This is a genomic window from Streptomyces sp. WAC06614 (genome assembly GCF_003949795.1).
Lineage (GTDB): Bacteria > Actinomycetota > Actinomycetes > Streptomycetales > Streptomycetaceae > Streptomyces.
In genome coordinates, this window is record NZ_RPRY01000017.1 from 1 (window position 1) to 12925 (window position 12925).

Here is a 12925-nt window from a genome sequence, read left to right on the forward strand (position 1 = left end):
ACCGCACACCTCAGCCCACCCCTCCAAGGAGCACCCCCATGTCCCTCACCGCCGCCCCCACCGTCACCCCGCTCACCACCGCCGATGCCGAGCTGCTCGTGGCCGCCGCCGTGGCGGCGGCCGAGCGGGACGGGGTGCGTGTCAGTGTCAGCGTGGTCGACGCCGGTGGGCATCTGCTCGCCTTCCGGCGGGACGACCGGGCCGTGCTGATCTCCGGCGAGACCAGCACCCGCAAGGCCTTCACCGCCCTCCAGCTCGACGCCCCGACCGCCGACCTGGTCGAGGCCGTACGGCCCGACGGGCTGTTCCACACGCTGCCCACCGCCCTCGACCGGCCGCTGCTGTTCCTCGCCGGCGGGCTGCCGGTGCACCGTGACGGCCGGCTGATCGGGGCCATAGGCCTCGGCGGCGGCGCCCCCGACCAGGACCACGCCTTCGGCGTGGAGGCACTCGCCGCCCTCGCGTCCCTCAGCGCCCCGGCCGCCGGCGCCTGACCCGGGCGCCCGCGCCGGCCCGGGTCGCGCGTCCCCGCCGTCGATGCGAGGTTGGTGGGGGGATGGGGTGAGCGGATGCCGAAGCCGAGGACGCGGGCCAGGAGCGCCGCGACGGCGATCGCCGCCGCGGCGCTCTCGCTCGGCCTCACCGCCTGCGCGGGCACCCCGCAGGACGCCGGCCGGGACCGGGGCGCCCCGGACGCCCCGGTCCCCGGCTCCGCCACGAGCGCGGCGGGCGACGCCGAGCCGACACCGCCGCCGTCGCCGACGTACCGGCTGTCCACGGCGCCGCGAACGGTCCCCGCGGTCCGTGCCTTCGAGCCGGCCCGCGGTCCCGGCTGGAAGCCCGCCGACGGTGCGCGGGTGGTCGTCGCGCAGGCCGACGCCCCGGCGCTCGGCGACGAGGGAAAGCTGCTCTCCCGGGAGCTGGGGATCGGCTACGCCCAAGGGGTCGCCCCGCAGCCCGGCGACGTCCAGCTCGCCCTCGGCGCCGCCGGATCGGCGCCGGCCGCTCCGGAGTCCTACACCCTCGCCGTGCAGAACGGCGGCGTCCGGATCACCGGGGCCGACGAGGCCGGCGTCTTCTACGGCACCCGCACGCTCAAGCAGGCCGTCCGCGGGACCGGTGCGATCGGCGAGGGCACCGTCACCGACCGGCCCGACAAGCCGCAGCGCGGACTCCACCTGGACATCGCCCGCAAGTACTTCACCCCGGACTGGATCGAGGCCCGGCTCCGCGAGATGGGCGACCTGAAGCTGAACCAGCTCGGCCTGCACTTCTCCGACGACCAGGCCTTCCGGATCGCCTCCGACAGCCACCCGGAGATCGTCTCCACCCCGCACCTGAGCAAGGCCGAGGTGCGCCGGATCGTCGATCTCGCCCGGAGCCTGCACATCACGGTCGTCCCGGAGATCGACTCGCCCGGACACCTCGGTGCCGTGCTGCGTGCCCACCCCGAACTCCAGCTCCGCAATGTCAGCGGCAGCCCGGTCAAGGGTGCGGTGGACATCGCGAACCCCGCTTCCGCGCGGCTCGTCGACGACCTGCTGCGCGAGTACACGCCGCTGTTCCCGGGCAGCCCGTGGCACCTGGGTGCGGACGAGTACCAGGCCCTGGTGGTCAAGAACCCGCAGGTCTCGTTCCCGCAGCTCGCGCAGGCGGCCCGGCAGCGCTACGGCAGCGGGGCCAAGGTCGCCGACCTGGCGACCGGCTGGCTCGACGACCGGGCCGCCGTGGTCCGCGCCGCCGGCCGGCAGCCCAAGGCCTGGAACGACGGCTTCTTCGCGGACGGGGTCGTCACCCCCGCCAAGGACATCCAGGTCGAGTACTGGACGGGCAAGGAGATCGGGGCCCGCCCGCCCCTGCCGTACCTGAGCGAGGGCCGCCCCGTGGTGAACCTCAACGACGAGTACCTGTACTACGTGCTGGGCGAGCCCCACCAGTTCACGTACCCCACCGGCCGCCGGATCTACGAACAGTGGACCCCGCTCGTGCTGCGCGGCACCACACCGGTCCCGGCGCAGTACGCCGACCAGATACTCGGCGCCCGCCTCGCCGTCTGGTGCGACCTCGCCAACGCCCAGACGCAGGCCCAGGTGGCCGCCGGGATCGCCCGGCCGCTGGCCGCCCTCGCCCAGAAGACCTGGGACCCGCGGCCCCCGCAGCAGCCCTGGACGGCCTTCGCGGCCTTGGCGGACCAGCTGCGCGCCGCCGGCTGAACCCCATCCGCCCTCAGCAGTCCTCCGCCGCCTCCGCCGCGACCCGGGGACACAGGCCGGCCTCCACCTTCTGGAGCAACCGCAGCAGTTCCGCGCCCTCGGCCTCGTCCAGGCCGGCCAGCGTCAGCCGTTCCAGTGCGGCCCAGGCGGACCGGACCTGCTGGAGCAGCCCGCAACTGGTCTCGGTCGCCTCGACCAGGGAGGCCCTGCGGTCGGAAGGGTCCGGGCTGCGGCGGACATGGCCCGTCTGCTCCAGGCGCTGGAGCATCTTGGTCACGGTCGAGGGGTCCAGGCCCAGGCTCTTGATCAGCTCCGACTGGCGGACCGGTCCGTTGTCCCACAGGTGCATCATCACGAACTCCTGCCCCGGGTGCAGGCCCAGCTCCCGCAGCAGGCGGCCGGCGGCTATCCGGTGGAGCCGGGCCACCCGGCTCACGGCATGGCTGACCGGCCCCTCCAGTACCGCGCTCGGCGGCGCCGGACAGCCGTGCGGCGCGGCGTTCCCGCGCCCCTCCGAGGTGAGGTCTGTCGTCATCGTCCGGCTCCTGTTCCCGTGACCCGTGACCCGTGACCCGTGACCCGTGCCGGGCGTCCCGGTGTCGTTCGGCGTCCTGAGGAGATTGTGTCGCGGTGTCTCCCAAGATTTTAACTTGGCCGACCAATGAATGGGTGTATCGTGGGCGTCGAGGTAAATCATTGGCCGACCAATTAATTCCTGTGAGGGCAGTCATGACCAGTGCGTTCGACCCCATCGACCTCGGCGGCACCGCGCTCGCCAACCGCATCGCCATGGCTCCGATGACCCGGAGCCGCGCCGCCGCGGGCGGGGTCCCGACGGAGCTCACCGCCGAGTACTACGCCCAGCGCGCCTCGGCCGGGCTCGTCATCACCGAGGGGATCCAGCCCTCGGTCGTGGGGCAGGGGTACCCGTTCACGCCCGGTCTGCACAGTGCCGAGCAGGTCGCCGGCTGGCGCCGGGTCACCGACGCCGTGCACGAAGCCGGCGGCCGGATCTTCGCGCAGCTCATGCACACCGGCCGGATCGGCCACCCGTCCCTGCTGCCGGAGGGTCTGGTACCGGTCGGCGCCTCGCCCGTCGCGGCCCAGGGCCAGGTCTTCACCGCCGAGGGCCCCCAGGACTTCGTCACGCCGCGCGAACTGACCGCCGCCGAGGTGCGCCGGACCGTCGCCGACTACGCGACCGCGGCCCGCAACGCCGTCGAGGCCGGTTTCGACGGCGTCGAACTCCACGGCGCCAACGGCTATCTGATCCACCAGTTCCTGGCCCCCGGCAGCAACCGCCGCACCGACGAGTGGGGCGGCACCGTCGAGAACCGCATCCGCTTCGCCGTCGAGGTCGTCCGGGCCGTCGCCGCCGAGATCGGCGCCGACCGCACCGCCCTGCGCATCTCGCCCGGGAACACGTTCAACGACATCGACGAGCCCGACCCGCGGCCGACCTACGAGGCGCTGGTCAAGGAGATCGACGAGCTGGGCCTGGCGTACCTGCACATCATGGAGCCCGCCGGCACCCGGGAGATCACCCTCGCCCTGCGCGAGCAGTTCTCCGGTCGGCTGATCCTCAACCCCGCCACCGAGGGCCCCACCGACCACCGCGCCCTCGCCCTGCTCGACCAGGGCGTGGCCGATGTCATCGCCTTCGGCAGCCTCTTCCTCGCCAACCCCGACCTGCCGGCCCGGCTGCGCGCGGAGGGCCCGTACAACACCCCGGACACCTCCACCTTCTACGGTGGCGACGCCCGCGGCTACACCGACTACCCGGCCCTGTAAGGGCGTCGGTCCCGGCGGAGCGGGAGGCGTTCGGGCTAGGTTGGGGACATGGTGCATGTCCTGGGCAGTCGTGTCCTGCTGTGTCCCACCGACCCCGAACGCTCCCGCGCGTTCTACGGCGAGGCCCTCGGCCTCGCCGTCTTCCGGGAGTTCGGCACCGGCCCCGACCGCGGCACGGTCTACTTCCTCGGCGGGGGCTTCCTGGAGCTCTCCGGCCGCGCCACCACCGCCCCCGCCCCCGGGATGCGGCTGTGGCTCCAGGTCGCCGACGCGCAGGCGGCGTACGCGGAGCTGCGCGAGCGCGGTGTGGAGGTCCTGCGCCCGCCCCGGCAGGAACCCTGGGGGCTCGTCGAGATGTGGATCGCCGATCCGGACGGCGTACGGATCGTGCTGGTCGAGGTGCCGGCCGACCATCCCTTGCGTTACCGCCCGTCCTGATCCGTCCCCCCGAGAAGGGCGGTTCCGTCCGGAAATCGCCTGCCCCGAAGGGGCGTCGGTTCATTTCACGGCCACGAAAAATTCCCTACTCACCGGTAGATTCCTGGCCGGATCATGCTGATCCTTGGTTGCGTTCATGCCAAAGAGTGCCGTGCTGCGTGTCCCGTGCGCGGCACGGCACCGTGCCGCCCCGAGGAGCCCCCCGCATGCCGAACCCCTCCCGTAGCCGGACCTCCCGTTCCGCCGCCGCCGTGGCCGCCGCCACCGCCGTGCTCACCCTGGTCCCGGCGGCCGCCGCGCAGGCCGCGACCGTGCCCGCCCCCGCCCCGGCGGCGACCGCACAGGCCTCCGCGCCCGGCGGCAACGCGGCCATCCTCGGCATCGACTACGCGACCTGGCAGCGGGACGTGGCCGCCGTCATCGACGAGGCCCGCCCGCAGATCGAGCAGCGCATCGCCTCCGCGAAGCCGGGCGAGAAGCCGGCCCTGGTGCTGGACATCGACAACTCCTCGCTGGAGACGGACTTCCACTACTTCTGGACCTTCCCCACGCCGGCCATCGCCAAGGTCCGGTCCCTGGTCCAGTACGCTCACTCCCGCGGCGTCGCCGTCTTCTTCGTCACCGCCCGCCCCGGCATCATCCACTCGCTCACGATGTACAACCTCAAGCAGGTCGGGTACCCGGTGGACGGCCTCTACGTCCGGGACCTGCCGGACCTCTTCCACGAGGTCAGCACCTACAAGACGGCCAAGCGCGCCGAGATCGAGGCCCGCGGCTACACGATCATCGCCAACATCGGCAACAACCGGAGCGACCTGGTCGGCGGCCACGCCGAGCGCACGGTCAAGCTCCCGGACTACGACGGCAAGCTGTCGTAGGCAGGCACCTCCGACCCGGTCCGCGCCCTCGGCCCCGTCGCGATGACGAAGCCGCTGCGCGGCCGGGTCGGCATCCGGTGCAGCGGGATCCGCAGGTCCTGCTCCGGCGGCACCTCGAACTCCAGCCGGGCCAGCTCCGTGCACAGCGCCCCCACCACGGCCACGGCGATGTCCTCGCCCGGGCAGCGGTGGCCGTGGTGCGCGTCCCCGCCGCCCTGCGGGACCAGCTCGTCGCGCCCGGGCGGGCGGCCCAGGAACCGGCCGGGGTCGAATCGGTACGGCTCGTGCCACAGACCGGGGTCGTGGTTCTGCCCGTACAGGTCGAGCAGCACCATGGAGCCCGCCGCGATCGGTTCGCCGCGCCAGGTCAGATCGGTGACGGCGAGCCCGCCGACGAACGGCGCGAACGGGTAGAACCGGCGCACCTCGTGGGCGAACGCCCGCTCGAACGAAGGCTCCTGCGCCACCCGCAGCTCCTCGCGCAGCGCCGGGTCCCGGTGCAGCGCGTGCGCGCCGAAGGTGACGAACCAGGCGAGGGCGACCGTCGGGCGGACGATGTTCAGCAGTTCCACGGCCGCGGTCCGGGCGGGCAGCAGCTCCCCGTCGGCGTCCCGGTGGCCGGCCACCCGCTGCAGCACCTTCCCGCGCGCCCCCTTGGCGCGGGCCCGCTCGACGGTCCGCGCCAGCACCCGTTCCTGCCGCGCCCGGGCCCGGCGGGCCCGCCAGTGCCGCGGGCCGGGCGTGGCGAAGCCGTCGACCATGGCCACGCAGTCACGGGCGGTACGGGCCGCGGCCCGGCCCGTGTGGGGCAGCCCGGCCCAGGCGCACACGGCCTCGGCCAGCACCACGGCCACCTCGTCGAACAGGGTGACCCGGCCGCGGTCCGGCCACCGTTCCACGGCCGCCCGCCAGTGCTGCACGACGGTGTCGGTGAGCTCGGCGACGGCCTCCGGCTCCATCAGCAGGCCGGTGAACAGGGCCTTGCGGGCCCGGTGCGGATCCCCGTCGAGGGTGTGGACGGCGCCCTGCCCGAACAGCGTGTCCAGCACTGGGTCGGGCAGGGCGCCGGCCCGCCGCACGTGCTGTTCGTCGTAGAAGAAGGACACCGCCTCGGGGCCGGAGAGGAAGACGGCGGGCCGTCCCAGCAGCCGGGCCCGCACCGGCGGCGCCTCGCCGGGGCCGTGGCCGTCGGCGGTGCGGCGCTGCTTCGCGGGCAGCCAGGTGTAGCCCCGCAGCAGCAGCGGGACCGTGCTGTCGAGGAGAGGTCTCATGTCCCCGCGGCTACCCCGGTCATCCGTGCCCACACCCCCTCCGCTGCCGACGGTGGGATCGCGCCAGGGCCCGATCCGGACCCTGGCGGGAGGGTGCCCGGGCACGCTTCACTGCGGGGCCATGACACGTAGCAGGATCACGAGCGCGCTCGGCGCGCTGCTGCTGGCCGTCGGCGCCCTGGCGGCGGCCGGCCCGGCCGCGGCAGCCGCATCCGCCACCGGGCCGGTCCCGCCGGCCGAGTTCGGCACGGACTGGCACGACCCGCTGACCGCCGACCCGCCGGTCGAACGGCCCGCGACCCGGTCCTGCCAGGTCACGGTCGCCGAGGCGCAGTTCCGCGACTTCACCCCGTACACCGGCAGCTACGCACCGCCCCCCGGCTGCGCAGGCCCCTGGAACCGGGTGGTGCTCCGGCTCGACGGCAAGGTCAAGGGCCGCCAGTACGACCGGCTGGGGTATCTGACGATGGGCGGGGTCGAAATCCTGCGCACGTCCACCCCGGAGCCGTCCCCGGACGGGATCCAGTGGTCGGTGGAGAAGGACGTCACCCGGTACGCGGACACCCTCCGCCGGCCGCAGCCGGTCGAGATGCTGATCGGCAACGTCGTCAACGACACCTACACGGGCGTCATCGACGTCAAGGTGACCCTCACCTTCTACGCCGCCGAGGGAGGCACCCGCCCCGCCGACCGCACCCAGGTGCCCGACCGGGTCCTGCCCGTCACCCCCGGCACGGCGCCGACCACCCCGCGCAACACCGAACGGATCCTGGCCGAGGTGTACGCCACCGGGTCGGGCGGCGGCTGCGAGGAGTACTGGTACCTGACCACCCCGGACGCGGCCCCGTACTCGTGCAAGGCGGCCGACGGCCCCTACCGCGAGGTGCAGATCCGGGTGGACGGGACCCTCGCCGGGATCGCCGCGCCGTTCCCGACGGTGTGGACGGGCGGCTGGTCGAACCCGTTCCTGTGGTACGTCTCGCCCGGTCCGCGGGCCTTCGACGTCCAGCCGGTGGTGTACGACCTCACGCCGTTCGCGGCGCTGTTCAACGACGGCCGCCCGCACCGGGTCGAGGTCTCCGTCGCCGGGCTGCCGGCCGGGCAGAGCGGCTGGAGCACGCCCACCAACCTGCTGCTGTGGCAGGACGCCGGCCGCGCCGTGGTCACCGGCGGGCTGACCCGGCACGAGCAGGGCGAACCGGCCAACTCCAGCCGCTGGACCCCCGGTCCGCAGGAGCACCGGCTCGACACCGAGGGCGGCCACCGGCTGACGGTCGCCGGCTACCTCGACACCTCCCACGGCCGGGTCACCACCACGGTCACCCGGTCCGTACGGAACACCTCGGTCCACCGCTGGACCGAGGGTGAGGACCGGGACGCGCTGCAGGCCACCTGGACCGACGAGGAGTCGGTGACCTCGGGCCGCGCCACCGTCCGCACGGAGCGCACGTACACGATGGACGGTGAGACGACCGTCGGCCCCGACGCCCGCCTGCGCACGGTCCTGTCCCTGGGCGACCGGGCCGAGACCCGCGCCACCCGTCCCGGCCGCCTCCCGGCCCGGACCTTCCTGGACCACACCTACACGGGCGACGCGTCGTACACGACGGGCGTCCCGCGCGACCAACGCCACGCCACCGCCACCACGACGGACCACTACCGCCTGTACTCCCCGTCCACCTGCCACGACCGCGCGATCACCACGGTCCAGGGCACGATCACCGAGGACCGCCGCCGCTGCTGAGCGCACGCTGTGCCACGCTGCGCCCCCGAGGGGGTGCGGCTCCTGGGCCGGGCGGTTCGCGCCCGGCCCTGACGGAGGATCAGTAGGCGCCGTGGACGTTGTCGATCGAACCGTAGCGGGCGGCCGCGTAGTTGCAGGCCGCCGTGATGTTGGCGACCGGGTCGTACGAGTCCGAGGACGTGCCCGGGACGTGATAGGCGCGGAAGGTCGGGTCGATGACCTGGAGCAGGCCCTTGGAGGGGATGCCGGCGGCGGCGTTGGAGTCCCAGAGGTTGATGGCCCGCGGGTTGCCCGAGGACTCGCGCATCACATTGCGGTGAATCCCGTTGTACGTCCCGGGAATTCCGTGCTTGGCCATGACGTCCAGGGACTCGCGGATCCATCCGTCGAGGTTGTTCGCGTAGGTCCTGGCCGGGGTGGCGGCCGGAACGGCGGCCCGGACGGCCTCGGAGGCCGATGCCTTCGCCGCACCGCCGATCGTCAGCTTCAGGCCCGGTCGGATCACGGACGGATCGCTGCCGATGGCCGCTTTGTTGTCCGCGTAGATCTGCTGCCAGCCCCCGCTGACGGAATGGCTCTCGGCGATCTTGGACAGCGTGTCGCCGCTGACCACGGAATAGACCACCGCCGCGGTCGGGGCCTTCGCCGGGACCTTGGCCGGGGTCGCGACCGCGGCCGCGACCACGGCCTTGACCTGCGGGGCCTGTGCGGTGGCGACCGGCTGCGCGTCGGCGCTGGTGGCGCCGATCAGCGGCATCGCCAGGGCTGCGCCGCCGGTACCGGCGACGGCGATCCGACGGGTGATCGCGTTGTTCTTGGGGCGACGGTGCCTACCTTTGGCGCGCATGGGCGAATTCCTCACATGGGGGGTGCGGGAGGGGAATCGGGGCGACCGTAAGCGAGTCGGAAGCATGGGAACAACCCTTGAAATTCCCGATGTGATCGTCCATGCCGATCGGGTCCCTCAATGACCTTCCTGGAGGGATCTCCGTAAATGCCAACTCGCCTTTTCCCCCTTGAGGACTGCCGTCGGGAAAAGAATGATGTTGGGCCGCCCCGGGTGACTCACATCACGCGGGACGGCCCCGGTAATGCCCCTCTTTCATAACCGGGCAAGGTCTGCCGTTGGGGTCGAGAAGGGCGTTATTTGCGTACGCCGCTAAATGCCGATCCGAGTGTCTATTTACGCCAAAACGGACATGTGGTGCGAGGTTTCCGCCGCTCCCGCCGTGGCCGTTGTCCCGCCCACCGCCTCCAGCGCCCGTAGCGCGGCCTCCACCGACGCCCCGGCCGCCGGCAGCAGCGGCAGCCGGACGTCCGGGGTCGGGATGCGCCCCTGGGCGTGCAGCACGGCCTTGACCACCACCGGGTTCGGCTCGGCGAAGGCGGCCGCGGAGAGCCGCGCCAGGGCGTGGCCGAGCGGCCGGGCCCGGGCCACGTCCCCCGCCCGCCAGGCCGTGGCCAGCTCCACGAACCGCGCCGTGGCCAGATGGGCGGAGGCGAGGATCCCGCCCGTCGCCCCCAGCGCCAGCATCGCCGAGAGGTGGACGTCGTCGCCGGCCAGCACCGCGAAGCCGGGCGGCAGCGCGCCCAGCAGGGCCACCGTCTCCTGGTCGATCCCGCCGGCCGCGTACTTGACCCCCGCCACACCCGGCAGCTCCCCGAGCGCCCGCAGCGTCGCCGCGTCCAGTGTCAGCCCCGTCCGGTAGGGGATGTGGTAGACGACCAGGGGCACCGGGCTCACCTCGGCCAGCCGGGCGAAGTGCGCCAGCACGCCCGCCGCCGACGGGCGGACGAAGGCGGGCACGGTCACCAGCGCCGCCCGCACCTGCGGCCACCGCGCCAGTGCGCCCAGCGCCGCCTCGCTCGACCGCGTGTCGGAGCTGCCGGCCCCGACCGTCAGCACCGCGCCCCGCTCCGCGCAGACCCGGGCGCACACGTCGGTCACCCGCTCCCGCTCGGCCGGGTCCAGCGCGGCGGCCTCCGCCGTGGTGCCGAGCGCGACGACCCCCGCCGCGCCCGCGTCGAGCACCTCGTGGGCGAGCCCTTCGAGGGCCTCGACGGCCGGCTCCCCGGACGCGGCGAAGGGAGTCACGAGCGGTACGTGAATGCCGCTCAGCGGCCAGGCCGATGCTCCGGCGGCGCCGGCGCCGGCGGCGTCGACGCCGACGCCGACGCCGACGTGCGCGTCGGCGGGGGGAACGGATGCGGTGGGTGCGGGTGCGGTGTCCTGTGCCATGGGTACGAGGCTCGTACGGCCCGAGCGCCAGGTCCAGTTCGCATTTCTTACCCGAAGCGTAAGCTGAGCCGATGCTCGACGTCCGTCGCCTGCGCCTGCTGCGCGAACTCGCCCGCCGCGGCACCATCGCCGCCGTCGCCGAGGCGCTCTCGTTCAGCCCTTCGGCCGTGTCCCAGCAACTCGCCGCCCTGGAACGCGAGGCCGGCCTGCCCCTGCTCGAACGCACCGGCCGCCGGGTCCGGCTCACCCCGGCCGGGCAGCACCTCGTCGGCCACGCCGAGGCCGTCCTCGAACGCCTCGAACAGGCCGACGCCGACCTGGCCGAGGCCCGCCAGGGCCTGGCCGGCGCCCTGCGCATCGGCGCGTTCCCCACCGCCACCCGGGCCATCGTCCCCGCCGCGCTGGTCACCCTCGCCCGCCGCCACCCCCGGCTGGAGCCGATGGTCTGCGAGACCGACCCCGCGGCCGTCGCGCACGCCCTGCGCGCCGGAGACCTCGACGTGGCCCTCGTCCACGAGTACGACTTCGTCCCCGAACCCCACGAACCGGGCCTGGACACCGAACCCCTCTACAGCGAGTCCATGTACCTCGCGTCCCCCGCCGGTGCCGGACCGGACCCCGGCCCCGACCAGGGCGCCGTACTCCGGGCCCACCGCGACACCCCGTGGATCACGGCCACCCCCGGCACCCTCTGCCACGCCATGACCGTACGGGCCTGCCAGGCGGCCGGGTTCAGCCCGCGGGTGCGCCACCAGGTGGACGAGTTCCCCACCGTGCTCGCCCTGGTCGCCGCGGGCCAGGGGGTGGCGGTCGTCCCGCAGCTGGGCGTCGACCGGTCCGCCGGGTGCGAGGGGTCCGGGGTCACGCTCACCCGCCTGCCGATGCAGCGCCGTACGAAGATCGCCTTCCGGAGCGGGGCGGGCGGCCACCCGGCCGTGGCCGCCTTCGGCGTCGCCGTCCGGGAGGCCGTACCACCGGAGCTCACCCCGCCCGGCCGGTGACGCCAACTCCCGTCCGGCGCCGCGCCCGTGTACGTTCGATCACCCGGGACGGCCGCCCCGGGACGGACCAGCGAGGATTGGGGTACGACGTGACGCATCGCGTACGAGGGGTCATCGCGCGGAGCAAGGGCGCACCGGTGGAGACGACCACGATCCTCGTCCCCGACCCGGGCCCCGGCGAGGCCCTCGTGCAGGTCCAGGCCTGCGGGGTGTGCCACACCGACCTGCACTACCGCGAGGGGGGCATCAACGACGAGTTCCCCTTCCTCCTGGGCCACGAGGCGGCCGGTGTGGTCGAGGCCGTCGGCCCGGACGTCACCGGGGTCGCACCCGGTGACTTCGTGGTGCTCAACTGGCGTGCCGTGTGCGGGAACTGCCGGGCCTGCCGGCGCGGCCGCCCCTGGTACTGCTTCGCCACCCACAACGCCACGCAGCCCATGACCCTGGAGGACGGCACCCCGCTGTCCCCGGCGCTGGGCATCGGCGCCTTCGCCGAGAAGACGCTGGTCGCCGCCGGCCAGTGCACCAAGGTGGACCCGGCCGCCTCGCCGGCCGCGGCCGGACTGCTGGGCTGTGGGGTGATGGCGGGCCTGGGCGCCGCGCTGAACACCGGCAACGTCGGCCGCGGGGACTCCGTCGCCGTGATCGGTTGCGGGGGAGTGGGCAACGCCGCGGTGGCCGGTGCCCGGCTGGCCGGGGCCGCGAAGATCATCGCGGTGGACCTGGACGACCGCAAGCTCGAGTGGGCGAAGGGGCTGGGCGCCACCCACACCGTCAACGGCCGTACGGAGGACGTGGTCAAGGCGATCCAGGCGCTGACGGACGGCCACGGCGCGGACGTGGTGATCGAGGCCGTCGGCCGTCCCGAGACCTACCGGCAGGCCTTCTACGCCCGCGACCTGGCCGGCACGGTGGTCCTGGTGGGCGTCCCGACCCCCGAGATGAAGCTGGAGCTGCCGCTCCTCGACGTGTTCGGCCGCGGCGGCTCACTGAAGTCCTCCTGGTACGGCGACTGCCTCCCGGAACGCGACTTCCCGATGTTGATCGACCTCTACCTCCAGGGCCGCCTGGACCTCGACGCCTTCGTCTCGGAGACCATCCCCCTCGACGGCGTGGAAGAGGCCTTCACCCGCATGGACCAAGGCAAGGTCCTCCGCTCGGTCGTCCACCTCTGACACCCCACCAGGGCCTGGCCCCCCGGGGTCGGACGCGCCTTCGCCAGGGCCTGGCCCTCCAGGGGCGCGGGGAACTGCGCGAGCGGCCACGGACGGCGGCCGGTCCCGGTACGGCAGTACGCGCCCGGGGAAGGGGGGCCGCCCCGGCAAGGTCGGGCGGCGGCCGCGCCGCCAG

At 73.9% G+C, this 12925-nt stretch carries 12 protein-coding genes; 8 read left to right on the top strand and 4 right to left on the bottom strand.

Annotated features, from left to right (window positions below):
- Nucleotides 1–38 precede the first annotated feature (38 nt).
- Nucleotides 39–494, top strand: coding sequence for a heme-binding protein (locus tag EF918_RS04020; protein WP_125640724.1), 456 nt, complete (start codon nucleotides 39–41; stop codon nucleotides 492–494).
- 75 nt (nucleotides 495–569) lie between these two features.
- The gene (locus EF918_RS04025) at nucleotides 570–2213 is read left to right on the top strand and encodes a glycoside hydrolase family 20 protein (RefSeq protein ID WP_125640727.1); all 1644 of its coding nucleotides are present in this window, start codon (nucleotides 570–572) and stop codon (nucleotides 2211–2213) included.
- 13 nt (nucleotides 2214–2226) lie between these two features.
- Here the strand turns inward: EF918_RS04025 and EF918_RS04030 are convergent, their stop codons facing one another.
- Nucleotides 2227–2748: a MarR family winged helix-turn-helix transcriptional regulator gene (locus tag EF918_RS04030; RefSeq protein WP_125640730.1), complete on the bottom strand. Its 522-nt coding sequence runs from the start codon at nucleotides 2746–2748 to the stop codon at nucleotides 2227–2229.
- 194 nt (nucleotides 2749–2942) lie between these two features.
- On the opposite strand from EF918_RS04030, the gene EF918_RS04035 reads away from it, so the two are divergent.
- From EF918_RS04035 to EF918_RS04045, 3 genes are all read left to right on the top strand, one after another.
- On the top strand, nucleotides 2943–4004 hold the full coding sequence (locus EF918_RS04035) for an alkene reductase (RefSeq protein WP_125640733.1): 1062 nt from the start codon (nucleotides 2943–2945) through the stop codon (nucleotides 4002–4004).
- 48 nt (nucleotides 4005–4052) lie between these two features.
- Nucleotides 4053–4442: a VOC family protein gene (locus EF918_RS04040; RefSeq protein ID WP_125640736.1), complete on the top strand. Its 390-nt coding sequence runs from the start codon at nucleotides 4053–4055 to the stop codon at nucleotides 4440–4442.
- Between the two features lie 206 nt (nucleotides 4443–4648).
- Nucleotides 4649–5320: an HAD family acid phosphatase gene (locus EF918_RS04045; protein WP_125640739.1), complete on the top strand. Its 672-nt coding sequence runs from the start codon at nucleotides 4649–4651 to the stop codon at nucleotides 5318–5320.
- Here the strand turns inward: EF918_RS04045 and EF918_RS04050 are convergent.
- Nucleotides 5299–6591 (bottom strand): cytochrome P450, encoded by a 1293-nt coding sequence (locus tag EF918_RS04050; protein WP_125640742.1) that lies wholly within the window; start codon nucleotides 6589–6591, stop codon nucleotides 5299–5301. The genes EF918_RS04045 and EF918_RS04050 overlap by 22 nt on opposite strands.
- Before the next feature lie 121 nt (nucleotides 6592–6712).
- Here EF918_RS04050 and EF918_RS04055 point away from each other — a divergent pair, with 121 nt between their 5' ends.
- Complete coding sequence (locus EF918_RS04055) at nucleotides 6713–8335, top strand: peptide-N4-asparagine amidase (protein WP_125640745.1); 1623 nt, start codon at nucleotides 6713–6715, stop codon at nucleotides 8333–8335.
- A gap of 79 nt (nucleotides 8336–8414) precedes the next feature.
- Here EF918_RS04055 and EF918_RS04060 read toward each other — a convergent pair whose 3' ends face one another.
- Together EF918_RS04060 and EF918_RS04065 are read right to left on the bottom strand one after the other, a co-directional pair.
- Nucleotides 8415–9182, bottom strand: a complete 768-nt coding sequence (locus tag EF918_RS04060; protein WP_125640750.1) for a transglycosylase SLT domain-containing protein — start codon at nucleotides 9180–9182, stop codon at nucleotides 8415–8417.
- A gap of 336 nt (nucleotides 9183–9518) precedes the next feature.
- Nucleotides 9519–10574: a dihydrodipicolinate synthase family protein gene (locus EF918_RS04065; protein WP_125640753.1), complete on the bottom strand. Its 1056-nt coding sequence runs from the start codon at nucleotides 10572–10574 to the stop codon at nucleotides 9519–9521.
- A 71-nt stretch (nucleotides 10575–10645) separates the two neighbouring features.
- Between EF918_RS04065 and EF918_RS04070 the strand changes: the two genes are divergently transcribed.
- Nucleotides 10646–11575: a LysR family transcriptional regulator gene (locus tag EF918_RS04070; RefSeq protein ID WP_125640756.1), complete on the top strand. Its 930-nt coding sequence runs from the start codon at nucleotides 10646–10648 to the stop codon at nucleotides 11573–11575.
- An 89-nt stretch (nucleotides 11576–11664) separates the two neighbouring features.
- Nucleotides 11665–12750, top strand: a complete 1086-nt coding sequence (locus tag EF918_RS04075) for an S-(hydroxymethyl)mycothiol dehydrogenase (protein WP_125640759.1) — start codon at nucleotides 11665–11667, stop codon at nucleotides 12748–12750.
- Nucleotides 12751–12925: the final 175 nt, after the last annotated feature.